General features: G+C 31.0%; 23 protein-coding genes and 1 pseudogene. All 24 read right to left on the bottom strand.

Annotated elements, in window-relative coordinates; translation table 11 throughout:
- Positions 1–4 precede the first annotated feature (4 nt).
- Positions 5–991: a UDP-glucuronic acid decarboxylase family protein gene (locus LG651_RS03550; RefSeq protein ID WP_226694773.1), complete on the bottom strand. Its 987-nt coding sequence runs from the start codon at positions 989–991 to the stop codon at positions 5–7.
- 98 nt (positions 992–1,089) lie between these two features.
- Positions 1,090–2,226 (bottom strand): aminotransferase class I/II-fold pyridoxal phosphate-dependent enzyme, encoded by a 1,137-nt coding sequence (locus LG651_RS03545; protein WP_226694772.1) that lies wholly within the window; start codon positions 2,224–2,226, stop codon positions 1,090–1,092.
- Between the two features lie 7 nt (positions 2,227–2,233).
- Positions 2,234–3,586, bottom strand: coding sequence for an exopolysaccharide biosynthesis polyprenyl glycosylphosphotransferase (locus LG651_RS03540; protein ID WP_226694771.1), 1,353 nt, complete (start codon positions 3,584–3,586; stop codon positions 2,234–2,236).
- Positions 3,583–4,677, bottom strand: coding sequence for a glycosyltransferase family protein (locus LG651_RS03535; protein ID WP_226694770.1), 1,095 nt, complete (start codon positions 4,675–4,677; stop codon positions 3,583–3,585). Before LG651_RS03535 ends, LG651_RS03540 begins: the two co-directional genes overlap by 4 nt.
- A 1,058-nt stretch (positions 4,678–5,735) precedes the next feature.
- A complete protein-coding gene (locus tag LG651_RS03530) occupies positions 5,736–6,983 on the bottom strand; it encodes an O-antigen ligase family protein (RefSeq protein ID WP_226694769.1) in 1,248 nt (415 codons plus the stop codon).
- A gap of 13 nt (positions 6,984–6,996) precedes the next feature.
- Positions 6,997–7,284: pseudogene (locus tag LG651_RS15850) on the bottom strand (CatB-related O-acetyltransferase); the annotation flags it as partial.
- Between the two features lie 289 nt (positions 7,285–7,573).
- Complete coding sequence (locus LG651_RS03520) at positions 7,574–8,488, bottom strand: glycosyltransferase (RefSeq protein ID WP_226694767.1); 915 nt, start codon at positions 8,486–8,488, stop codon at positions 7,574–7,576.
- Position 8,489: 1 nt separating this feature from the next.
- The gene (locus tag LG651_RS03515) at positions 8,490–9,707 is read right to left on the bottom strand and encodes an O-antigen ligase family protein (protein ID WP_226694766.1); all 1,218 of its coding nucleotides are present in this window, start codon (positions 9,705–9,707) and stop codon (positions 8,490–8,492) included.
- An 85-nt stretch (positions 9,708–9,792) separates the two neighbouring features.
- Positions 9,793–10,530 carry a glycosyltransferase family 2 protein gene (locus tag LG651_RS03510; RefSeq protein WP_226694765.1) on the bottom strand — a complete coding sequence of 246 codons (738 nt, stop codon included), beginning with the start codon at positions 10,528–10,530 and terminating at the stop codon, positions 9,793–9,795.
- A 16-nt stretch (positions 10,531–10,546) separates the two neighbouring features.
- On the bottom strand, positions 10,547–11,734 hold the full coding sequence (locus tag LG651_RS03505; protein WP_226694764.1) for a glycosyltransferase family 2 protein: 1,188 nt from the start codon (positions 11,732–11,734) through the stop codon (positions 10,547–10,549).
- A complete protein-coding gene (locus tag LG651_RS03500; RefSeq protein WP_226694763.1) occupies positions 11,734–12,882 on the bottom strand; it encodes a polysaccharide pyruvyl transferase family protein in 1,149 nt (382 codons plus the stop codon). Before LG651_RS03500 ends, LG651_RS03505 begins: the two co-directional genes overlap by 1 nt.
- A gap of 4 nt (positions 12,883–12,886) precedes the next feature.
- Positions 12,887–13,933 (bottom strand): nitroreductase family protein, encoded by a 1,047-nt coding sequence (locus tag LG651_RS03495; protein WP_226694762.1) that lies wholly within the window; start codon positions 13,931–13,933, stop codon positions 12,887–12,889.
- Between the two features lie 6 nt (positions 13,934–13,939).
- Positions 13,940–15,469, bottom strand: a complete 1,530-nt coding sequence (locus LG651_RS03490; protein WP_226694761.1) for an MATE family efflux transporter — start codon at positions 15,467–15,469, stop codon at positions 13,940–13,942.
- Positions 15,470–15,573: 104 nt separating this feature from the next.
- Entirely contained in the window at positions 15,574–16,860 is a 1,287-nt protein-coding gene (cysN, locus tag LG651_RS03485; RefSeq protein WP_226695007.1) for a sulfate adenylyltransferase subunit CysN, read from the bottom strand.
- A 3-nt stretch (positions 16,861–16,863) separates the two neighbouring features.
- The gene (gene cysD / locus LG651_RS03480; RefSeq protein ID WP_044625592.1) at positions 16,864–17,769 is read right to left on the bottom strand and encodes a sulfate adenylyltransferase subunit CysD; all 906 of its coding nucleotides are present in this window, start codon (positions 17,767–17,769) and stop codon (positions 16,864–16,866) included.
- Entirely contained in the window at positions 17,769–18,365 is a 597-nt protein-coding gene (gene cysC / locus LG651_RS03475) for an adenylyl-sulfate kinase (RefSeq protein WP_226694760.1), read from the bottom strand. Before cysC ends, cysD begins: the two co-directional genes overlap by 1 nt.
- The gene (locus LG651_RS03470) at positions 18,320–18,778 is read right to left on the bottom strand and encodes a DUF2061 domain-containing protein (RefSeq protein WP_226694759.1); all 459 of its coding nucleotides are present in this window, start codon (positions 18,776–18,778) and stop codon (positions 18,320–18,322) included. The genes cysC and LG651_RS03470 overlap by 46 nt, the downstream gene beginning before the upstream one ends.
- Complete coding sequence (gene cysQ, locus LG651_RS03465) at positions 18,771–19,574, bottom strand: 3'(2'),5'-bisphosphate nucleotidase CysQ (protein ID WP_226694758.1); 804 nt, start codon at positions 19,572–19,574, stop codon at positions 18,771–18,773. The genes LG651_RS03470 and cysQ overlap by 8 nt, the downstream gene beginning before the upstream one ends.
- Positions 19,575–19,678: 104 nt before the next feature.
- Positions 19,679–20,662, bottom strand: coding sequence for an SDR family oxidoreductase (locus tag LG651_RS03460; protein ID WP_226694757.1), 984 nt, complete (start codon positions 20,660–20,662; stop codon positions 19,679–19,681).
- A 2-nt stretch (positions 20,663–20,664) separates the two neighbouring features.
- Positions 20,665–21,936, bottom strand: coding sequence for a nucleotide sugar dehydrogenase (locus LG651_RS03455; protein WP_394371649.1), 1,272 nt, complete (start codon positions 21,934–21,936; stop codon positions 20,665–20,667).
- Positions 21,937–22,788, bottom strand: a complete 852-nt coding sequence (gene rfbD, locus LG651_RS03450) for a dTDP-4-dehydrorhamnose reductase (protein ID WP_226694756.1) — start codon at positions 22,786–22,788, stop codon at positions 21,937–21,939. It abuts the gene before it with no gap.
- Positions 22,785–23,330: a dTDP-4-dehydrorhamnose 3,5-epimerase gene (gene rfbC / locus LG651_RS03445; protein ID WP_226694755.1), complete on the bottom strand. Its 546-nt coding sequence runs from the start codon at positions 23,328–23,330 to the stop codon at positions 22,785–22,787. The genes rfbD and rfbC overlap by 4 nt, the downstream gene beginning before the upstream one ends.
- Positions 23,327–24,196 (bottom strand): glucose-1-phosphate thymidylyltransferase RfbA, encoded by an 870-nt coding sequence (gene rfbA, locus LG651_RS03440; protein ID WP_226694754.1) that lies wholly within the window; start codon positions 24,194–24,196, stop codon positions 23,327–23,329. Before rfbA ends, rfbC begins: the two co-directional genes overlap by 4 nt.
- Before the next feature lie 6 nt (positions 24,197–24,202).
- Complete coding sequence (gene rfbB / locus LG651_RS03435; protein ID WP_226694753.1) at positions 24,203–25,246, bottom strand: dTDP-glucose 4,6-dehydratase; 1,044 nt, start codon at positions 25,244–25,246, stop codon at positions 24,203–24,205.
- Position 25,247: the final 1 nt, after the last annotated feature.

Raw genomic sequence — 25,247 nt, 5'->3', positions numbered from 1 at the left:
AATATTATTCCTTAATAAACCCTGTAAAATCTTTGTGTTCGCTTTTGTAAAGCTCTTCTTCGGTTAAACTTTTAAAATAATCAAACGTTATTTTCATTCCTTCAGCACGATCTACTTTTGGTTCCCAACCTAAAATTTTCTTAGCTAAAGTTATGTCTGGTTGCCTTTGCATTGGGTCGTTTACTGGTAAATCTTTATAAATTACTTTTTGAGTTGTACCTGTAAGTTTTATAATTTCTTCTGCAAAATCTCTTATCGAGATTTCGTGAGGGTTTCCAATGTTTACTGGATGTGAATAATCGCTTAATAATAAACGGTAAATACCTTCAACTTGATCGTCTACATAACAAAACGAACGGGTTTGCGATCCATCACCAAAAACAGTTAAATCTTCACCACGTAAAGCTTGCCCCATAAAAGCAGGAATTACGCGTCCGTCATTAAGTCGCATTCTTGGGCCATAGGTATTAAATATACGTACAATACGTGTTTCTACACCATGAAAAGTATGATAAGCCATGGTTATAGATTCTTGGAAACGCTTAGCTTCATCATATACACCACGAGGACCAATGGTGTTTACGTTACCGTAATAGTCTTCGGTTTGTGGGTGAACCAGTGGATCTCCATAAATTTCGGATGTAGATGCGATTAAAATTCTTGCGCCTTTTGCCTTTGCCAGACCTAATAAATTATGAGTTCCTAACGATCCTACTTTAAGGGTTTGAATAGGAATTTTTAAATAATCTATTGGACTTGCAGGAGATGCAAAATGAAGAATATAGTCTAAATCGCCTTTAAAATCAATAAATTCTGTTACATCATGATCAATAAATTCAAAATTTGGATTATCGGCTAAATGGCTTATATTTTTAAAATCGCCTGTAATAAAGTTATCCATTCCAAAAACTTGGTATCCCTCTTTAATAAATCGATCGCATAAATGAGAGCCTAAAAAACCTGCCGCTCCAGTAATTAATATTTTTTTCATGAGTATTATTGTTATTATTAATTCCTATTTATCTGTTTAATAGCGATTAAATCTAAAACTTAAATTGCAAACAAGTACCTTAAAAATTAAATAAGTTTTCATTTTTTAGATATAAAGTTCATTATTACAGATTTAATGTAAACTTTGTCTTGGATTGACAAATTTGATCCCGAAGGCAAGCACAAACCTATATTAAATAATTGCTCGCTGGAACTCTTTCCGTAATATGGAAATTCACTAAATATAGGCTGTAAATGTAAAGGTTTCCATAAAAACCGGGTTTCTATATTATGCTTTTCTAATTCCTTTTTTAAATCTTCGTTAGAAAAACCTGCCTCTTCAAAATTAATTAAAATACAGGTTAACCAATGGTTAGAATAATAATATTCACTAGGCTCAGTTAATAGAGTAATGCCATTAATACCTTCAAAAATTTCTTTATAAAACACATTAACTTCTCGCCTTTTTAAAACTCGCTCTTTTAAAACCTCCATTTGGGCTCTACCTATACCGGCAACTATATTGCTCATACTGTAATTATATCCAATTTCTTCGTGGTGGTAAAACGGTTTATTTGCTTTTGATTGTGTTGCTAAAAAATTCGCTTTTATTTTTTGATCTTCTGCAGTACAAATTAAAGCACCACCGCTAGATGATGTAATTATTTTATTTCCATTGAAAGATATGATACCAAATTCTCCAAAACTACCGCACTTTAAACCCTTGTAAGTACTGCCAAGTGCGCCGGCTGCATCTTCGATTAATGGAATACTAAATTTTTCTGAAATTTTTAAAATCTCATCTATTTTCGCTGGCATTCCATAACTATGAACAACAATAATTGCCTTCGGTTTTATACCTAAAGACATTCTGTCTTTTATTGCCGTTTCTAATTGAACGGGGCACATATTCCAGGTTTCTGGTTCGCTATCTATAAAAATAGGAATAGCCTTTTGGTAAACTATAGGATTGGCCGTAGCAGAAAAGGTAAAACTTTGGCAAATAACTTCATCATTAGCTTTTATTCCTAATTGAATTAAGGCTAAATGTATAGCAGACGTACCTGAATTTAAAAGTGCTATTCTATTGGGTTTAGAAAAGTATGTTTCTAATTGCTTATTAAAGACATTTAAATTGTTACCGTAATTTGAAAGTTGATTATTCAAAACAGCTTCTTCAACGTATTTTACTTCGTTGTTAGCATTATGTGCCAATGAGAGTTTAATTGGCTTCATAGTTTTTTTAATAAGCTTTATCTTCGCCTTGAAAAATATTTACAACAGTTTGAATTATGATATTTATGTCAAGTAAAAACGACCAGTTTTCTAGGTAAAAAATATCGTATTTAGTTCGGTTAATTATATCAAAATCTGTTTCAACTTCACCCCTATAACCGCTTACCTGAGCCAAACCTGTAATTCCAGGTTTTACATTGTGGCGTACCATATATTTATTCGCTTTTTTCATATAAACCTCAGATAAAGAAGTCATGTGTGGTCTTGGTCCAACAACAGACATATGCCCCATAAATACATTATAAAATTGTGGCAACTCATCGATACTAGTTTTTCGAATAAAACGACCAACTTTAGTAACACGCATATCGTTTTTCTTTACGTGCAAATCGTTTGTTTTCATGTTAACAGCCATGGATCTGAATTTTAAACAAGCAAACTCTTGGCCATCTAAACCGTGTCGACGTTGTTTAAAAAATATTGGCCCCTTAGACTCTAAACGTATTAAAAAAGCCATTAGCGGTGTTAGCCATGATAAAATAAATATAATAACCACCGACGAAAAAATAAGATCTACAACTCGTTTTACAAAAGCATTTAGAGGTTCTCGAACGGCTATTTTGCGTAATGATAAAATGGGTGTAAAATCGTAATACTCGTATTTCAATTTTTTTGAAAAAATATCTTTATTATCGGGAACAAATTTTAGAGTTCTAAGGTTATTATCGCAAAAATTGATAAAGGCATTAATTTGTTTATTACTTAAATCTGAAACCGAAACGAATATTTCGTCTACATAATTATCTACAACATAGTTAAAACAATGGTCCAAAGAAAAATCTTTATCAGTACTACTAAACTGACCTTTAAACTTTAAACCAAACTCAGGGTTGTTTTTAAATGTATTTATAAGTTGTCTTGTTTTAGCGTTTTTACCAATTACAATAACATCCCTTTGATTACCTCTTAATACAGAACGGAATTTTTTGAAAAAATAAAAAGTAAAAAACTTAAAAAGAAAAATTAAAACAATTGTAAAAATTAAATATTTTGCTAAAGCCATTCGGCCCATATCAGGCTGTTTAAAAAAACCCATGTAAGCATATAATACAAAAGACAACGATACAAGTTGTTTTGCTAATAGCCTAACGACCTGAATTATTTTTGTGTGTCTGTAAACTTCATAAAAATTATTACGCAGTGCAATAATTATCCAAGAAACAGAAATATAACACGCGAATAAATAATGATTATTTAAATTAATTGGAAACAGAAAAATAGCTCCATTTAAAATGGTTAAATCTATAAAACCTAAAATTGGTTTTATAAACCTTGAGTATCTCCCTTGCTTATATTTCACTTTAAATTCATTTTATTAACCATAGATTCTAAACTAAATATTCCCTTCAAAACTTCTACTTTTTCATCATCAATTGTTTTTTCGTTATTTAACAAATCCAATAGAGAGTTTAATAAATTATTATTATCCCATGATGTTACCACCTTTTCTAAGTCGTACTTTTTAAACAATTTTTCAATTTCACCTCCAGAGTCGGTTATAACTAAAGTTTTACATTTAGAAATCAATAAATTAGGCAACTTGGAAGGTAAAGAACCTATTGATGTGCCAGGAAGTTGTGGAACAATTTGAACAGTACTTTTTAAATACAACTCTGATAGACTTTCTTTTGGAACTAAATCGTGAAAAAATATAAGACTGTTTTTATTACTTTTTTTTAGACTATTAAAAATATCTCCTTGTGAGAAAATATGAAATTGACAGTTTTCAATTTTCTTGGAGGCAAAATCGTAAAAAGCATATAGCCCTAGTGGGTTTTGCTTTTCACTCAAAGCACCAGAATAAACTATATGAATTTTATCTTGGGGTAAAATATTATTTAGAATATCAGTTGTGTTTTCATTGTTTATATTAGCAAAAGGATACTGTACCACTAATTTATCTTCGCTTAATTTATAGAGTTCTTTTGCTGTTTCTTTCATTTCATTTGAGAGAAATAAAAGGGTATCACAATTTCTAAAAGCCTTTCCCTCAATTTTATTTATAAAATAACTAACCACCTGATTTAAAAAACCCCTCTTACCGTTTGAATAAACCTCTTGTAAATCGTGAATCATACCTATTTTTATTGTTTTCTTTTTGTATAAAATAGATGTTACATAAAAAGCTAAACTAGGAGGAAATACAGGTAAAACAAAATCTATAGATTTTCTATTTTTAAGAACATAAATTAACACATAAATACCATACCATAACTCAAGAATAGCTCGTCTTAGAAAAGGATTAGTCGAATACCTTATATATAAACCACCTCGCTTAATTTCAATACCAGATATTTTTTCTGATGTCCTTTCTGGTTTCCAATTTGGATATAAAGGAAATGAACTCAAAACACTTACACAATAACCCTTGTCCCGCAAAGCAATTGCCATATCTGTATTAAACTTTCCAGTTGAAATTTTTTCTGGAAAAAAAAACGGCGATATAATTGTAATGTTTTTAATCTTATTTTAATTTTAAATATTGTTCATTTGAGCAAATATAATAGTTTTAAACTTTATCCTTAATTAAAATTTTACAATTGATATGATTAACGTTTTTTGCTATTCTTTTTCTATTTTAAAAATAAATTCAAAAATCAACTTAAATTTAGGGTATACAAAATATATTTTAGAGATTAATTAATACAAGAAACTGTAATATTTTCGTTTGCAGTGATAGCACTGTTAATGAAAGTGAAGAACGGGTATTTAGTTTTGCTAATGAATATATAAATCAAAAACACCCCATTATTACTTAGTAAGGGAACAGGAAAAAACACCGTAAATTTGTACAATAGCACTGTAAGTAGCGGGATTACACAAGACCTTTAAGGGAAAAAAATCACTTCATTTATTAATTATAAATCATAATTTAATCAATTATTAAAACTTCAAAAACAACATACAAGAAACTAAAGCATTTTATTTAGAGTTATTGAAGAGTTTCTTACTTGCGGCCCAAATACAGGTTTTCTCGTTTTTTCTCAAAGCCCTAGACAAAATGACAACATAATAGATAATAATTATACTACAGCCAAACTTTTAGGTAAAAGGAATGACTATGGATTACTAGATGTTTTTTTAAATACATGGCGTTAAATAAAAATGCAGTTTTATATAACGATATTATCCACTCCTCAAATTAGGTGCAGAATTTTATTTAAAACCCTTAAATGAGGCTTTTAAAAATTGTGTAGTTTGTTCAATACCTAATTCCCATAAATCGACTATTCTGCCTGACTTTACAATATTACCTGACTTAATAGCGCATTTTCCAGAAAATAAAAACAAGTATTTTTACGATTGGAGCAAATAAAAGCATGGTAAAAAAAGACTCCACAGTTTTTGAAAACAATTCTAATAAAATGGTATTATTTATTATTCCTTTCCTAAAAAATTATGGAAAGACTAGATAGGAAAACTCTTCCTGTAAATATGGGTCAAGGTGATTAAAGATAAGTAACACTATTATTTTTTAGTTTTTTATTACTGAAAACAAATAAATTCATAATAAAAGAGAATAAAATAACTCCTGATTGCCGACTTAAAATATTTTCAAAAATAAAAACGATACAATACAAAGTAATAATTGACAACATTAAATAATCTTTATTTTCTATTGCATTTTTAAAATAATATAATAAACAGCCAAAAAACACAAAAACACCCAACAAGCCACAAGAAAGCCAGACAAAAAAGTATTGGTTATGAGAGTTAAATTCCCCTTTTTTAAATTTAAAATTTTCTTTAGTATAACATGCATCTAGTAAACTTTGAACATCACCAACTCCATACCCAATAATTGGATTTTCTTTCAAAAGCTTTAAGTTACATTTTAAAATACTAAAACGTATACTAGTTGAATTATTCATATCTACACTAGAATATGTTTCTTTTTTAAAGAAGTTACTAAATCTATTATTACTTTTTGGAAGCATAAAAATTAATGCTACAACCAAAGAAGATATGCATACAATAACATAAAAGGCCTTTTTTTTTCTTGAAACAAACCAAACTATTCCCGACACAAATAAGGCGCAAATAACACTTTTACTCATTAATAATATAATTAGAATAAACATTGAAATTTGTCCAACCGCTAAAAAGGCATAATTATACCACTTATTATTACACCTACTATAAAAAGTAAAACCTATCAAGAAGGCTAATGCCAAAAATATTGACACATAAATTGGATGCTCACCAATTAACGGAACATCTATTAAAGCGTTTCTAAAAAAATTTGAGTCTTTATTTAAATATTTCTTGTTTTCATAATTATAAAAAACAAGTATTGATAAAAGCGAGTAAATAAAATTACTTAAAAAGTATATTTTTAGAAAAATTGCTTTTAGTTTTTGTTTATTTAAGTTTACCCTAGATAAAAACACGTAAAAAATTAAGGGTAAAATAATCAAGCTAGACATTGTCTCTAGTTTTTTAAATGCTCTAGCCGTATCAGAAGAATAAATTGCGCTTAAAAAAAATAAAATAAAAATGGCAGAAGAAATTATAAAACTTCTTTTCAAATACATTTGATTGTCTTTATAAAAAACAACAAACATTAGTAATGAAGATAAAGCCAATATAATAACTGTAAAGCTTTCAAAGCTTTCTGGAATTAATGGATATAACCCAAATACAAAGAAAGCAAAAAGAAGAAATATACTTAATAGCTTATCCTTACCTAAAGACATTAATTTAATTTGTTTAATTTTCAATTGATTTTAATTCATTCAAAGTAACCTCTTTAGAAAAGAGTTTGTTATATTTTTTAAGCTTATTATCATCCCAGTTCCACCATTTTAAACGTTTTAACTCCTTAATCATTTCATCAGAAAATCTGTATTTAATTATTTTTGCCGGAACACCTCCTACAATTGCATAGTCAGGCACATCTTTAGTAACTACAGATTTTGCTCCAATTATAGCTCCGTTACCTATTGTAACACCGTCTAAGATAATTACATCAGCACCAATCCAAACATCATTTTTTATTGTAACAGGTTTAAATTCTGTAAAATTATCTGTTTCTGAAAAAGTTTTGTTTAGTGCATTTTTCTTAGAATAAAATATTGGCGAAGTACTTATAAAATTTGACGGATGAATGCCTAACCCTGATTTAAAATTAATCGAAATTGAGCAATATTTCCCAATTGTAGTATTATTAACTTTTGCAAAAAGGTTAACATAAGAATAATCATCTATTATTGAATTACTAATTCTGCAAAACGGGAATACTTTTGCTAACCTACTTATTTGCGATTTACGTTTTAAAATTAGCATATTACTTTTGCTTTCTATCTAAAATAATTCCTGTTTTTAAATAAATCATTGTTTTAATTTTATCTATAATTTTAGGCCCCATAAAATGTTGTCTAAATTCTCGTATTACATCTAAATTACAAGAAAAATTTTCATCGAATTTAAATATTGTTTTATTATGTACTTTGGTTTGATTGAATCTATCGTAACTAACTTTATGTTCACCTGTACCATCAAACCCAATATTTTTGATTTGCGACGTACTAGCCCAAGAGCACAAACCTTTTTCTTTAAAAATATGGGCATACCATCTAATTAACCAACTGTTAATTTCGCCCTTTGTCTGTAGTTTTAAAAAGTGCGAAAAAGACTTACCTGAAAAATCAAACTTTTCTTTTAATTCTTTGTCATTTAAAATTTGTTGGTAATACGCTTCATCCTCAAAATTACATGCTAACCACTCCTTTTTCCATGTTGCCCAACCCCAAGAACAAGGGTATGGTGTAAAATAATTATCATATTCAAATGCAAACTTCATGGGAAGAGCAAAGCCGGATATATGTTTAATTTTATCCTGATATTTATATTTTATTAATGATTCTTGCATATAATTAAAAAAGCTTTCCTCTGGAACACAATCATCCTCTAAAACAATTACGCCTTCATAACCTTTTTTAAACACAACATTAATACCTTCTATTACGTTTTTTGCTAAACCATAATTTTTATCTCGGAAAACAACTTCTATCTTCTCTTCGCTATTTGTATTTTTTTTAATAAATGCTCTAACCTTCTTTACCCCGTTATCATCATTTTCTTTAAAACCGTCGCAAAACACAAAGAGATCTCTATCCTTACGATAATTTAAAATTTTTGAAAAAGATTTTCTAGTATGATTTATCCTGTTAAAACAATAGTATACTATGGCTATTTTCATTTCAATCGATGTTATCTTGTTTAGTTGATATTTCTTTTTCTCTTTTTTTACATAAATACAAATAAGCAACAAATAGCCCAATACTAGCGTATAAGCCTTTATGCATCCATAACGTAAAACTTATTAGTGCTTCCGAGAAAAAATATATAATCATGCAAAATAACAAAATTAAGGTAGAATTATTATTTTTTCGTTTGAAGGTTTCCTTGAAAAAGACCCAAAGAAGCAGTACAAAATAAGCACTTAAAAACCAACCAACTGCTCCAAAAAACACCGTATAATCTAAGAAAAAATTATGTGGGTAGGTAAAAATAAAACCAGACGTACCAACTCCCAAAAGTTTAGTAAAACTTATTTTAAATGCCTCTAATAAAATTTCTGTTCTTGACGAAATTGAAGCATCATTATTAAATGTATTAAATATTCTTTCAAGATAAATATCGTAATCTACAAAATAAACTGATGTTATTATAACAATCACAAAAATTACTAGTAAAATTTTAAGGTTTTTAACACTTATCACTCTTCTCGGAAATAAATAAATAAACAAAAAACTAGATAATCCTATTGATAATATAATTCCTCTTGTATTCGATAATAATACGGAAAACATTAAAAATAAGGCAGCAATAATAATTAAAATATTGTATTTGCTGTTTGTTCTTAATATTTCTCCTTTGGAAAACAACGAACTTATTAATATTAAAACTCCTAATCCTATTACTTGCGCATAAGGAATAGGGTGCACTCCTGGAATCGATATTCTTTCTATTCTATACTCTTTTCCATTTCCTAATGAAGGTTCGAAAAAATCAACTGAATAAGCAAACAACAGTCCAACAATAGCAGTTAACAAAGAAGCTAAAACACATAATTTAAAATACTTTAAGTATAATTCATTAAAATCTATTTGATAATTAATAATAATAAATTTACTAATGAAGTAGAAGGGCGCGCCTATACATATATATTTAAATGCATAACTTAGACCGTTTACAATATTTGGGGATACCAAGGTATAAAGAAAAATTACTATAGCAGATAAAATAAAAAAGAAGTCTGTATAGTCAAAAACGTATTTAGGTTTCGTTCTTTTTAAAACTATTATTAAAAATGAGGTTAATGGCAAAATAACGGATAAATACAAATTACTTTCAAGTAAAACTCTAAAACTAAAGTTGTTATAATCCATTTCTACGAGTGTCCTTATTGAATTCATGTTTAAAATAACCACAAACGCCACAATTGGCTTTTTATAGGCTAAATAAACAATTAGAACAGAAATGATAAAAATTAGCATCTACTTAGTTTTCTCCTTTTAAGTTGTACTTTTTACTTAATTTTTCTTTTACGGCAAGTTTTATACCTCTAAAAACCCCCATAAACCCATAATACTTAAACAAAATATTAAATTTCTCTTTTCGCTTTTGCCAAGTAACAAAAGAAGAAACACCCCCACCCAAGTACTTACAAATGGGGTAATTTAAATAATTTATTTTCTCAGGTGCTAGCAAATAAATCTTATTTACTAGCTCATAATCCCCATAAATACCGTATTTAAGGTTATAGACTAGTTGTTCCTTTAATAACGATTTATTAAAAAACATAGCCTGGTGGCAAGCCATTATTATTCCGTATTTAAGAAAATTTATTGAATGAGCTTTAACAATTTTATTTAAATAAATTTTATCGCCGTATACTAAGTTTAAATCGTTTGGTTGAAGAGATACCTTACTTAAAACCTGTTCACTTGAAAAAGTATCTCCTGCATTCATGAAATTTATCCATGTACCTCGAGACACTTTTATTCCCTTATTCATAGCATCAAAAATACCATTATCTTTCTCACTTGAAATATAATCGATGTGGTTTTCAAATTTGTTAATAATACTCAAGGTCTGATCCTTGGATCCCCCGTCAATAATTATAAATTCAAAGTTTTTAAAATTTTGTTCAATTACACTTTTAATTGTTTTTTCAATTTCCTTTTCACCATTGTAAACTACAGTAATTATCGAAAAAAGCGGCTGGTTCAAAATCATTTAATTCGCATATTTATTAACTTAAATTTTTATTCAAAATTTTTGAAAAAAGTTTAAACAATGTTCTGTAAAATACTACAATTACCATTTCTTTAATAGAATAAATTTTTCTTATGTTATATAATTTTCTTCCTTTTTCATAAACTCTTTGCTTTTCAAAAAAATCTTGTTTTAATGACAAATTAAAGATATCTCCTTTCTGATTTAACTCTAAGTTTTTTTCATAGGGTATAAATATATGGGAATAACCTTGTATTAATCTTTTTGTTTTTTTCATAGACAAGAGGTAGTCAGCCTTTACGTTTTTAATCTCTTTTGTTCCAAACAAATCAAACTCAATTTCAACAGCTTTATTTAATTTTTCAATGAAGACTTTTTTGTTAGTTGGCTGAAAGAATGCGTCATAAGACAACCCTTCTTCTTTAAACCTAGAAAACTGAAACTTTTGCAAATCATTACCTGCATTTAGTTTAACAAAATTCTGTCGAGAATCTTCTTTTGCATGAATTCCCCCTCCGTCTTTTAAGGTTGTAAAAGACTCATAAGGATAAACAAAAAAACGGTTGGTCTCTACTAAATAAGCTATATAAAATTTTTTCCAAGATTTTCTCCAGTTTTTTACTCGATCAGGAATGTTTAGTTTATTTATATTCGGGTTGTTTTTATACCATTGTTTAAATTTCGACCATTGTTCATCTGTCCACAACTGTCCCCACGACGATGCCCACTGCATGAAAAAAGTGTCTCCATTTTTTTTACATGGATAAAACTTAAACCAACCTAATTCTTCATATTCATAAGCATATAAAGAAATGCCTGCTATATTATTGTCATGATAATAAGCATTTGCACTCGCCAAAGCAAAATTATAAAAGTTTGGAGAAACAATTAGATCGTCTTCCAAAATTATTACAGAACCATATTTTAATGATAAATCTCCGCAAGAAATAATATGTGTTCTCAATCCAATGTTTTGTGTATGCGTTATTATTTCTTTTTGGCCATATTTCCAATTAAAATTTCTTGCTATTTCAACAACATTATCATGTTTTTCTGAATCTTGAAAGTCAATACTAATTACTAAATTTACATTTTTTGACAATTTATAATTAGCCTGATTGATGGATTCTAAAAGTCGAGTTAAGGACTCAGGCCTGTTAAAAGCCACTATTACAATTACAGGGTTCAAATTTAATGAAGACATTAGTGTAATTTGTAATTATTAAAAATAGCATTCCACATTTGATCAATCTCTTTTAAAAGCTCTACTTTTTTTATTTTTAATGCTTTAGAAATTTCAGTATAATTATTGTAAACTTTCTCCACTTTTAACAGATTGTCCTGCACTTGTGCATCAGAATTTATAATGCAATTTTCTTGTCCATAAATTTTAAAAAGCATTTCATATTTATGATTCCAACTCGTAGATAAACATGGCACACCTTGACTTAATGCACTAGCCACACCATGAAACCTAGAAGAAACTGTAAGTTTAGAATTTCCTATTAACCCCTTTATTTCTTTTGCAGGAAGACCCGAAACTATTTCTAAGTTTGTTCTTAATTCAGAATTAATAAGTTTACAAATTTCTAGATCACCTTCCCCTTCATGGTTAAGTAAAAAAATACGCTCTCCTTTGGACAGGAAATAATTGATGATATTTTTTAATAAGTTTAAATAATTTCCGGAATTATCACCGCCATGCGTTATCATTTTTTTGTTTGGTATTATAACGATATGGTTTTTTAAATGTTTAAAATTATTAGGTACAATGCCCTTTACTTTGAACGTAAAATCACAAGAGACTTTAGTTTTATTCACATCAACATTTGCTTCTTGTAGGTACTGATACGATTGTACCTCGCGTGCAAAAATTAAGTCGCAATAAGTACTTAACATTTTTACCGAAGCAATGCCTTCTTCAGTCTTAAATGGCCCAAATGCCTGAGTTAAAAAATAAATTTTAGTGCCTTTATTTCTGGCATTTTGATAATACTCCTTTTTAGAATTTAACCAAGCCATACTCCTATTCCATTGGTCAGAATATTTAAAGCCACTGGCATCTAAAATCATATCAACCCCGCCCACTGCATAATTTTGGTTAAAAAAACCGAAAGGTTGTTTTATTTTCAATTTCCCAAAAACTTTATTTACTAAGTTACCAAGTTTTAATCCTGGTCTGTATTTTATATTCAACTTGTATTTAGGTAATAACTTAAAATTTAAATTACTATCAGGATTTATAAAAACTGTACTGTTTGGAAATCTGGTTTCAAGTTCTTCCAAAACGGCAACTAACATTAATTCAGCTCCTTTATTTTGGGTATTTACGCCATCAATTTGTATTGTCATTTTGCTAATTAAATTTTCTTATTAAGTCTAGATTACGCTTTTCTGAAAATGCCACCATGCCTTCAGGGTCTGGATATCCAACTGCTAAGCACATTATAGCTCTTTGATGCTTTTCCAATTTAAGAGCAATTTCCATTTTCTTCTCTAATTCTTCAATATCTGGCCAATTAATGCAACATGAGCTTAAACCTAAAGTTTCTAGTGCAAAAATCAAACTCATATTTGCTAATGAGGTGTCAATGTATATTAAATGACGATCTCGCTCATCGAAATAGGCATCTAAATTACCAACTGCTACAATCATCATCGGAATATTCTCTCTATAGCCACCAACACCCATTGGAAGTGAAGTAATTTTTTCAAGTAATTCGGGGTTATCCACAACTCTATACTCGAAGGGCTGCCTATTGCATGCACTTGGTGATTGATTTGCTGCAAGTATGGCTTTATCTATCAAATAATGGGGTACTTTTTTATTTAAAAACCACCTGACTGAACGTCTGTATTTTGTTAATTTGTAAAAATCTTCATAGGAAATAGCAGGTTTATCAACCTCTAAACGCTTGTATGGTAAAGAATGTTTATTGGTAATTGATACCTTAAAACTTGTTTGTTCAAAAATTTTTCTTTGTTTATTTATCACCGGATGATCTCCTGTAACAGAAAAGTATTCATTTAAAACATCGTAAACCCATTTAACTTGTGAATTAGGTAAATAGTCTTCTTCCTTAAAAATTGTAACATAATTGTTCATTGTTTCAACTATAAAATCCAAAGCAAAAATGTCGCGTCGTGGTCGCATTAAAAGCCCTTTTTCTAAACGGTGTATATTTCGAATAAGTGTATAAAAACTGTCTTTATTTTTAAGAGACTCTTTTGTATGTTTTACTTTACCAACCAAAACAGCGTGATGTTCTCTTTTAAATTGTGAAGAGAAGAATAAATAATAAATACTACTTAATAACTTACTTTTGATAAAATACTTTGGAAGTATTCTATCGCAAAATGTACGATACTTTCTAATTATCTTTTTAATTATTTTAATTAGCATTTTTAATTATTTTTTCAACTTTAATTTTAACTTAGTTATAAAACCTTTAGCCACTTGTTTTTCATCTTTTGACAAACCTACAAAATAAATAATTATACCATAAAGAATAAAGGCTAAGCCATGTAAAGCGATTATGTAAACTCCGCTCAAATTTAATACTGTCTTGAAAAACCAAATAACGACTAGTATTATAAATAAGCAAGAGAATGAAGTAAAAATAACCGAAATGAAGTATGTTTTTACTGAAAACCCCGTTAAGTATTTAAAATAAAACATTCTGAAAACTGTTGAAATTACCTCTAATCCAAAGGAAATTAAGATGATGGAGTAAGGTTCATACCCTAATTTTAAGACTACGAACCCCAATGGTAATGTTAAAAGTTGAACACTTCCAGCAACAATTTGATATACTTTTATTTCTCCAATTGCCTGAACTGCAGACATCAACCCCATATTAATTTGATTCATCATTGTAAGCAAAATTATTGCCCGACAAAATTCAACCGAATAATTAGGAACATCTTTTAACCAAAATTTTAAAACCAATGGCATTTCGAAAAACAATGGAATCGCAAAAAGTGTAAATAAAAAAAAAGATAATTTATTTGCTGTTAATGCCAACTTTATCATTCTGCTTCTGTTTTTGGCTCCTTCGCTCTTCATTATTTGAGGCCTTAATGCGCTCATTAAAGTTTGCGAGAAAAACATCAATTGGCTATTAATTTGACTGGCTATACCATATGCCGCATTAACAATTGTTGTATAAAAAAGGTTTAATATAACTGAAACACCTTGGTTTCTTCCTAAAGCACACAAGGTGCCAAAAAGATTCCAACTTGCAAAAGAAGTTAATTCTTTAATCTCCTTTGGTTCGTAGGACTTTAGCACCTTTGTATTACACTCTTCATATTTTTTCTTGCTATAGATACATTTAATTGTAATTCTAAAAATTGTGCATAGCATTATTAAAAGTCCGTAAAAAAATAAGCGATTGTCTACAAAAAAACTTAAACTAAAGGCTACTACAAGTTTAAGAAAAGCTTCTACAATTCCTAAAACCGCCAAAAAAGTCATGTTTTCGTGTGCATTGATAACTGCGTTGTAAGGAACCGTTATAATGGTAAAAAAGGTAGAAATGGCTAAAAAATGTAAAATCCATAAGGCAGTTTGTACTTTTTCAGGGGCAATTACCAATTGTTTTTTAATTAAATAAACCCCAACAACTTCAATTAGAATTACTACAATTAGTGCTAAAAAAAAATGTATAATTATACTGTTACCAAAAATAGTTTTAACCTTATCAAAACTACCAGTTCCTAGACTGTAAGAAAGATATCTTTGCGTAGAAGTTGTCATTGCAGCATTTAAAAATGATAACATTGCAATCATGCCACCGACAACATTATAAATTCCAAAATCGGCTGCCCCTAACGAATTTAGGATTAACCTAGTAGCATAAAGCGAAACTATAGAAGTAACGATCGCCTTGGCATAGGTAATAGCTGTATTGAATAGCACACGATCAGTTCCTTTCATTGGTCTACTAATTTAAAAACAGCGTTTAGCCTTAAATTAAAATTGTAAAAACTAATTTTAAATATTGATGTTTTTAAAATCTCTTTTGTTTTTAAAAACAACCTTTAAACAATCATCCCCGCAGCAACAGTTTCATTAGTTGCATCATCAACTAAAATAATACTTCCAGTTGTTCGGTTTTCACGATAAGAATCTATCATTAATGGCTTAGTCGTACGTATTTTAACCTTTGCAATTTCGTTCATTTTTAGTTCAGCTTCATCTTCCTTACGTTGCAAGGTATTAATATCTATTTTATAAACCAACTCCTTAATCATGGCTTTCTGTTGATTTGAAGTGTGGAATATGCTATATTTTGCTCTTGGTTTAGATGGTGCATTGTTTAACCAACATAACATAACCTCGATATCTTGTGAAGCATCTGGCTTGTTGTTAGAGCGCACCAACATATCGCCACGGCTAATATCAATATCATCTTCTAAAGTTATTGATACAGACATTGGTGCAAAGGCTTCATCTAGTTCTTTATCGAAAGCATCAATAGTTTTAATTTTACTTGTAAAACCAGAAGGCATTACTGTAACCTCATCGCCTTTTCTAAACACACCACTCGAAATTCTACCAGCATAACCTCTATAATCTATAAAACCTTCTCGTTGTGGCCTTAAAACGGTTTGTACGGGGAAACGTGCGTCTACTTTATTTACATCGCTACTAATATGCATAGTTTCTAAAGTATGTAATAACGGAGCTCCTTGATACCAACTCATATTTTCGCTGCGGTTTACTACGTTATCACCTAATAAAGCACTCATTGGAATAAAACGTACATCTTTTACTAAAAGTTTTGATGAGAATTCTTCAAACTGACTTAAAACTTTATTATAAGCTTCTTCACTAAAATCAACTAAATCCATTTTGTTAACACAAACAATTATGTGTGGAATTTGTAATAATGAAGCAATAAATGCATGACGTCTAGTTTGCTCGATAACCCCATGGCGTGCATCAACTAAAATTAAGGCTGCATTTGCTGTTGAAGCTCCTGTAACCATGTTTCTAGTATATTGAATATGTCCTGGTGTATCGGCTATAATAAATTTACGTTTTGGTGTTGTAAAATAACGATAAGCCACATCGATAGTGATTCCTTGTTCGCGCTCGTCGCGTAAACCGTCAGTAAACAATGCCAAATCTACCCCTTCGTGTCCTTTTTGTTTACTTGTTTTTTCGATAGATTCTATTTGATCTTCAAAAATAGATTTAGAATCGTATAACAGTCGACCTATTAAGGTACTCTTTCCATCATCTACACTTCCCGCAGTTGTAAAACGTAATAATTGATTATTATCTAACATCTTGATTTTTTCTTTTTTTTGATTAGAACTAATTGATTAAAAATACCCTTGACGCTTACGGTCTTCCATTGCAGACTCCGAGCGTTTATCGTCGCTACGGTTACCACGTTCGGTTTGACGCATGGTTGAAACCTCATCTGCAATTTTTTCTAATGTATCGGCATCAGATTCGATACCACCAGTAATTGTGATATCTCCTAAAGTTCTAAATCTTATTTTTTTGGTAACTACTTCCTCATGGTCTTCTAATACTAAAAACTCAGAGTTTGGTATCCATGAGTTTTGTCTCCAAACCACCTCTCGCTCATGAGCAAAATATAACGATGGAATAGCAAGGTTTTCTCGCTTTATATAATTCCAAACATCCATTTCGGTCCAGTTACTAATAGGGAACGCTCTAAAGTGCTCACCTTCGAAATATTTACCGTTAAAGATGTTCCATAATTCCGGACGTTGGTTTTTTGGGTCCCATTGCCCAAAATCGTCACGATGTGAAAAGAAACGCTCTTTGGCACGTGCTTTTTCTTCATCACGACGCCCACCGCCAATAGCACAATCTACTTTATTGGCTTCAATGGCATCTAAAAGTGTTGTTATTTGAAGCGCGTTACGGGTAGCGTTTTTTCCTTTCTCTTCAGCAACACGTCCTTCATCAATCGATTCTTGTACAGAACCTACAATTAAGTTTGCTCCTAGTTCTTTTATTAAATCATCTCTAAACTGAATAGTTTCTGGAAAGTTATGTCCTGTATCGACATGCATTAAAGAAAATGGTATTTTAGAAGGATAAAAGGCTTTTTTAGCTAAATGTGTAACTACAATGGAATCTTTTCCTCCTGAAAATAATATTACTGGGTTTTGAAATTGTGCCCAAACTTCTCTTAAAACGAAAATCGCTTCAGATTCTAATTCGTCTAAATAGTTTAAATAATATTTACTCATTATTCTTTAATTTCTAATTTATTTTTTATGGCTTGAAAAATAATTTCAACCGATTCTTCTACAGAGTTTAAATGCGAAACTTCAACCGTTGGGTTTTGCGGTGCTTCGTAAGGTGCCGAAATACCTGTCATGTTCTTTATTTCTCCCGCTCTGGCTTTTTTATACAAGCCTTTTACGTCTCTTCGTTCACATTCTTCTAAACTCGTGTTTACAAAAACTTCGACAAAGTTATCAGTTTTAACGGTATCTTCTATGTTTTTTCTGTCTTTTTCGTACGGCGCTACAAATGCCGCTAGTGTAACAACACCGGCATCGACAAAAAGTTTTGCTGTTTCGCCAATACGTCTAATATTTTCGGTGCGATCTTCTGGTGTAAAACTTAAATCTTTATTTAAACCAAAACGCATATTATCACCATCGAGCGTGTATGTGTGTACACTTAGTTTATTAAGTTTTTCTTCAAGTGCATTTGCAATTGTAGATTTTCCCGAGCCAGAAAGACCAGTAAAAAATATTAAAAAGGAATTATGCCCTTTTAATTTTTGGCGGTCTAATTTCCCGACTCTGTACTCGTGTTTTTTGATGTTTTTTTCCATCGTTTTAATCGTCTGCGTTTATCTAATCCAAAATCAATTTTATACCAAGCGCGTTCGTGCAGGTAATACAGTCCCATTTTTGTTAAAACCTCGGCTAAACCAATACTTAATCCAGTTAACGGATTGCCAGAAACTATCCAAGCTATCGTCATCGTATCAATGGTTCCTATAACACGCCAAGTTATTGTTTTAAACAGATGGCGCTTTTTACTTTCCTCAATTTTTATTTTAAACCAAACTTGCTCGTGGCAGTAATACAAAATCATTTTTGTTACTACTTCAAACGCTCCTATTTTTAAACCTGTAAGTGGGTTTCCAGAAATAATCCAAGAAAGTACTATAGTATCTATAGTGCCAACTAAACGCCAGGTAATAGCCTTTGCAATATGCCTTTTGTAAACACTTTTAGCCATTGCTTGTAACTAAAAAGTAATTGTTTAATAAATTTTCTCGGTTGTAAACCATGGACTTTTTGGTCTCTTGGTCTATTACCGTTAAACCAACGGCTTCGCAAATGGCTTGTCCTGCGGCAGTGTCCCATTCCATTGTAGGTGCAAATCTTGGATACACATGAGCTTTACCTTCAGCCACCAAACAAAATTTTAACGAACTCCCTTTCGACACTATTTCTACGTCTTTTCCGTTTGTTTTTAAGCTTTCTACAAATTGTAAAGTATCGTCATTCATATGCGAGCGACTACCAACCACTTTTATTTCTGACGTATTTGATTCTGCTTTATTAATTTCATCTTCTGCTTTAAAAAGTAAAGATTCAATAGCCGAATCTTGGGCTGAAATTATGGTTTTATAGGCTTTTGTTTGATCTACATTTGTGTAATACAATTCCTGTGAAACTGGCACATAAATAACACCTAGCTTAGTACTTCCATTTTCAACTAAAGCAATATTTACTGTAAACTCTCCATTTTTTTTAATGAATTCTTTCGTACCGTCAATAGGATCGACAATCCAGCATTGCGACCAGGTTTTTCTGGTTTCGAAATCGATGGTTTTATTCTCTTCGCTAATTATTGGAATATTAGTTTCCTGAAGCTTTTTTACTATTATTTCGTTTGAAGCTAAATCGGCTTCTGTTAATGGCGACTTATCATCTTTAATTTCTATACTAAAATCTTTATTGTAAATTTTTAAGATTTCTTCTCCTGCTAATAAAGCAGCTTCAATGGCTAGAACTAAATTTTGTAACATAAAAATTTGCTTTAATATGTAATTTCTATTTTTCCTACCAATTTAATAGGGTTTAATTTTTTACAAAAATAGAATAATTGCGGTTTATTCCAATTTTTTCTAGATTAATTATTTGCTAAATACCATTTTAAGGCTTGTTGTAGGCCTTCTTGTAAGTTAAATAAAGGATTGTATTGCAATTGATTTTTTGCCTTTTCGATATTAGCTAAAGAGTTTTTTACATCACCTACTCTAGTTGGTCCATACTCTGTACTAGCTTGCGAATTAGTAAACGCTTTAATAGTTTCCCATAGCTTGTTTATGCTTATTCTTTCACCAAAAGCTACATTATAAACTTCGTGTTTATCTACTTCGGCAAAAAGTGCTTTTATATTGGCCTGAACTACATTTTCGATATAAGTAAAATCTCTGGTTTGCTCGCCATCACCATTTATTTTTACTTCGGAATTATTTATTGCCCCTTTAAAAAATAAGGGAATTACAGCCGCATAAGCACCATTGGGCTGTTGTTTTGGCCCAAAAACATTAAAATAGCGCAAACCTGCAATTTGTAGGTCGTAGGTTTTATTAAAAACGTCGGCATACAACTCGTTAACGTATTTTGTAACAGCATAAGGCGATAAAGGGTTACCAATTTTATCTTCTACTTTAGGTAAATCTGGATGATCGCCATAAGTACTAGAAGAGGCCGCATAAACCATTTTAATTAATGTAGGCGATGCTATTGCCGCCATTAACATATTTAGAAAACCTGTTACGTTTACATCATTTGTTTTTATGGGGTTTTTTATTGAACGTGGCACCGAACCTAATGCCGCTTGATGTAAAATAAAATCGACACCTTCTACAGCTTTTTGGCAGGTTTCTAAATCACAAATATCGCCTTCAATAAACGTACAATTATCCTGTTTAATAAAATGCTGAATATTACTTAGTAATCCTGTTTCAAGATTATCTAAAATAACCACTTGTTTTGCATTATACTTTAACAAATATTCTACAAGATTAGAACCAATAAACCCGGCACCACCTGTTACCAAAAAGGAATATTGACTTAAATCTTGGTCGTGATATTTGTTTTCGTACATGCTTAAAGTCGTTTATCAATTAAATTAACATCTAAAGTGCCTTTTACGTCGTAAAACACCGAATTTTCGGTTCTTATTTCTGAAAAATTCAGATTTAAAAAATCACTATGCGATACGCAATGCACAATAACATCGTATGTTTTATTGATAGTATTTATTAAATCAATTCCGTATTCTGCCTTAACTTCCTCGAATGATGCTCTTGGGTCGTAAACATCTACATTCATATTAAAATCGCTTAATGCGCGATACACATCAATAGCTTTAGTGTTTCTAATATCTGGGCAATTCTCTTTAAATGTTATGCCCAACATAAGCACTTTAGCTGTATTTATTTCAATATTACGCTTTACGGCTAGCTTTAATACTTCTGTGGCTACAAATTCGCCCATACTATCGTTTAATCGGCGACCAGCCAAAATAATTTCTGGGTGATAACCTACTTCAAGTGCTTTTTGTGCCAAATAAAACGGATCGACGCCAATGCAATGGCCGCCTACCAAACCAGGTTTGTAATGTAAAAAGTTCCATTTTGTAGCAGCAGCATCTAAAACCGCATGGGTATCAATATTTAAAAGATTAAATATTTTGGCCAGCTCGTTAACAAAGGCTATGTTAATATCGCGCTGTGCATTTTCTATAACTTTAGCAGCTTCGGCAACTTTTATACTTGGAGCCAAATGTGTACCAGCTTCTATAATTGACTTATAAAGTGCATCAACCGTTTTACCAATTTCGGGCGTAGACCCAGACGTTACTTTAGTAATTTTCGTAACCGTTCGTGTTTTATCTCCCGGATTAATGCGCTCTGGAGAATAACCACAGAAAAAATCTTTATTAAAGGTTAATCCGCTTACTTTTTCTAACACAGGAACACAAACCTCCTCTGTTGCTCCAGGATAAACCGTAGATTCGTAAATTACAATGTCGTCGTGTTTTAAAACGCTTCCAACAAGTTCCGACGATTTTAATAAAGGCGCAAAATCTGGTTTATTATTTTTATCGACCGGCGTTGGTACCGTTACAATATAAATATTGCAATCGGCAATGTCTGCAGCTGTTGTTGTTAGGGTTAATCCGTTTTCCTGAGTGTTTAAAACTTGCTTTAAACTACTTTCTTCAACCTCTAAAGTGCTATCATTAGCATTTTTAAGTTCGTTTATTCGGTTTTCGCTAATATCAAAGCCAATAACCTTGTATTTTTTAGCAAATTCAACTGCCAGTGGTAACCCCACATATCCTAAACCTATAATTGCTATGTTATAATTCATCATTTAAACGTTTTGTAAACACTTTTCTAAACTTGTTCTCCAATGCGGAATAGAAACGTTAAAGGTATGCTTTACTTTTTGCTTATCAAAAACACTAAAACTTGGTCGTTTTGCTGGCGTTGGATATTGTATTGAGCGAATTGGCAACACTTTTGTGTTTAAATTTTTTAAATTAAAAATTGCCACTGCAAAATCGTACCAACTTGCCACACCTTCGTTACTGTAATGATACACACCAAAAGCATCGTTATCTTTTTGAATAATTGAAATAATTAATGCTGCTAAATCTACAGCATAAGTTGGTGTTCCAACCTGATCGAAAACCACACCAATTTCTGGTCTTGTTTCTGCCAAACGTAACATGGTTTTTAAAAAATTGTTTCCAAACTCCGAGTACAACCACGATGTACGCAAAATATAATGCGCTTTAAGGGTATTTTGTATCGCTTTTTCACCTAATAATTTGGAGTTTCCGTAAACGCCTAAAGGGTTTGTTTTATCGGTTTCTTGATACGGTAAAGATTGATTGCCGTCGAATACAAAATCGGTTGAAACATGTATTAATTTTACATTGTTTTGTGTACACGCAACAGCTAAATTATAAACCGCTTTATGATTTATTAAATCTGATGTTTCTTTATTGGATTCGCTAGTGTCAACATTTGTAAAAGCGGCGCAATTTATACAAAATGAAAAGTTTTTGGTTTTAAATATAGCCTCAACTTTAGCTTTATCTGAAATATCGAAATCGTTACGAGAATAAAAATAAAATTGATACCCTTCAAGGTTTGTAGTCAACGTTTTTAAGCATTGGGCTAACTGCCCATTGGCGCCAGTAACCAAAATTTGTATCATATCTTAGCCATTTCGAGCGTTGGAAGCACCAAATCTTTCTCTGAAATTATAAATTCAGATTCGTTTAGTTTCCAATCGATATTTAAGTTTTTATCGTTGTAAATAATACCTCCTTCAGAAGCTTTATTATAAAAATTATCGCATTTATATGAAAACAAAGCTGTTTCGCTTAATACCACAAATCCATGAGCGAAACCACGAGGTACAAATAATTGTTTTTTATTTTCTTCGGATAATTCTACTGCAACATGTTCACCAAAAGTTAAGGAATCTTTTCTTATATCTACCACTATATCTAAAACACTTCCTTTAACAGCTCTTACTAATTTTGCTTGAGCAAAATCTCCCTTTTGAAAATGCAAGCCGCGTAATACGCCTCTTGAAGAAAGCGATTCGTTATCTTGAACGAAATTTATAGTAACACCTGTTTTTTCTTTAAACGTTTTTTGATTAAAACTTTCAAGAAAATAACCTCTACTATCGTTAAAAACTTTAGGCTCTAAAATAAAACAACCTTTTAGTTTGGTTTCTGATACTATCATTTTTTACTATTAAGTAATCCTAATAAATTTTTACCGTAGCCACTTTTAAGTAGTGGATTTGCTAATGCAATAAAGTCGTCTTCATTTATAAAACCCATTTCGAAAGCTGCTGCTTCTGGAGAGCCAATTTTTAAACCTTGACGCTCCTCAATAACTTCGACAAACTGTGAGGCTTGCATAAGTGATTGAAATGTACCCGTATCTAACCAAGCGGTTCCTCTATCGAGTACACTTACGTTAAGTTTTCCTTGTTTTAAATAAGTTTTATTTACATCGGTTATTTCAAGTTCACCTCGTTTACTTGGTTTTATGTTTTTTGCAATTTCTACCACCGAGTTATCGTAAAAATAAATACCTGGTACAGCATAATTGGATTTTGGGTTTTCTGGCTTTTCTTCAATAGAAACCGCTTGTCCTTCGTTATTAAACTCAACAACGCCATAACGCTCGGGATCATGAACACGATAGGCGTAAATAATACCACCATCTGGATTATTATTAGCTTGTAACAAATTGCTTAAACCCGAACCGTAAAAAATATTATCGCCCAAAATAAGAGCAACTTTATTGTTACCAATAAAATCAGCCCCAATTATAAAAGCTTCAGCTAATCCGTTTGGTGCCTCTTGAACAGCATATTCAAAACGACATCCGTATTTTTTGCCATCGCCTAATAAATCTTTAAACAAAGGTAAATCTTTAGGTGTTGAAATAATTAAAATTTCATTTATACCAGAATAAATTAACGTTGAAAGCGGATAATAAATCATAGGTTTATCGTATACCGGCATAAGCTGCTTACTAACACTAAGTGTTAATGGATGCAACCTAGTTCCCGATCCGCCTGCTAGAATAATCCCTTTCATAAATGATTAGCTATACTGTTTTTCGTAATAATTTTGATAAGCACCAGAGGTAACACTTTTTAACCAATTGGCATTCGACAAATACCAATCGATTGTAATTTTTAAACCTTCTTGAAACGTAACCGAAGGACTCCAACCTAATTCTTTATTAATTTTTGATGCATCAATAGCGTAACGTAAATCGTGCCCTGGACGATCTTTTACAAACGTAATTAATTGCTCTGATGTGCCTTCTGGGTTCCCCAATTTAGCATCCATTTGTTTACATAATTCTTTAACCAAATCGATATTTTTCCATTCGTTAAATCCACCAATATTATAAGTTTCGGCGTTCTTTCCTTTATGAAAAACCAAATCTATAGCTATGGCATGATCTACAACGTACAGCCAATCTCTAGTATAATTTCCATCACCATAAACAGGCAATGGTGTTTTATTTATAATGTTATTTATAAATAACGGAATTAATTTTTCTGGAAACTGATTTTGCCCGTAATTATTGGAACAATTGGATATTACAAAAGGTAATCCATAAGTTTCGCCATAAGCACGAACAAAATGGTCGGAACTTGCTTTTGAAGCAGAATACGGCGAATTTGGATCGTAAGATGTCGTTTCAGTAAACAAACCCGTTTCTCCGAGAGTTCCATAAACCTCATCTGTACTTATATGATAAAAGCGCTTGCCTTCAAAATCACCTTTCCAGAGCTCCTTAAACGCATTAAGTAAATTTAAAGTACCTATTACATTCGTTTTTACAAATGACAGCGGATCTGTGATGGAGCGATCTACATGTGATTCTGCCGCAAGATGAATTACGTTATCAAATTTATAAGTTTTAAAAAGCTCACTAATGGCATGTTCATCTGTTATATCAACTTTTATAAACGCATAATTTGGTTCTTTTTCAATGTCTTTTAAGTTTTCTAAATTTCCAGCGTAGGTTAAGGCATCAAGGTTATAAATTTGGTAATCAGGGTATTTTTTCACAAATAACCTAACCACATGCGAACCTATAAAACCTGCACCGCCAGTTATTAGAATTTTCATG

The sequence above is a fragment of the Neotamlana sargassicola genome (assembly GCF_020523965.1).
Lineage (GTDB): Bacteria > Bacteroidota > Bacteroidia > Flavobacteriales > Flavobacteriaceae > Neotamlana > Neotamlana sargassicola.
Note: the sequence above shows the minus strand (reverse complement) of the source record. Positions and strands in the feature narration are given on the sequence as shown.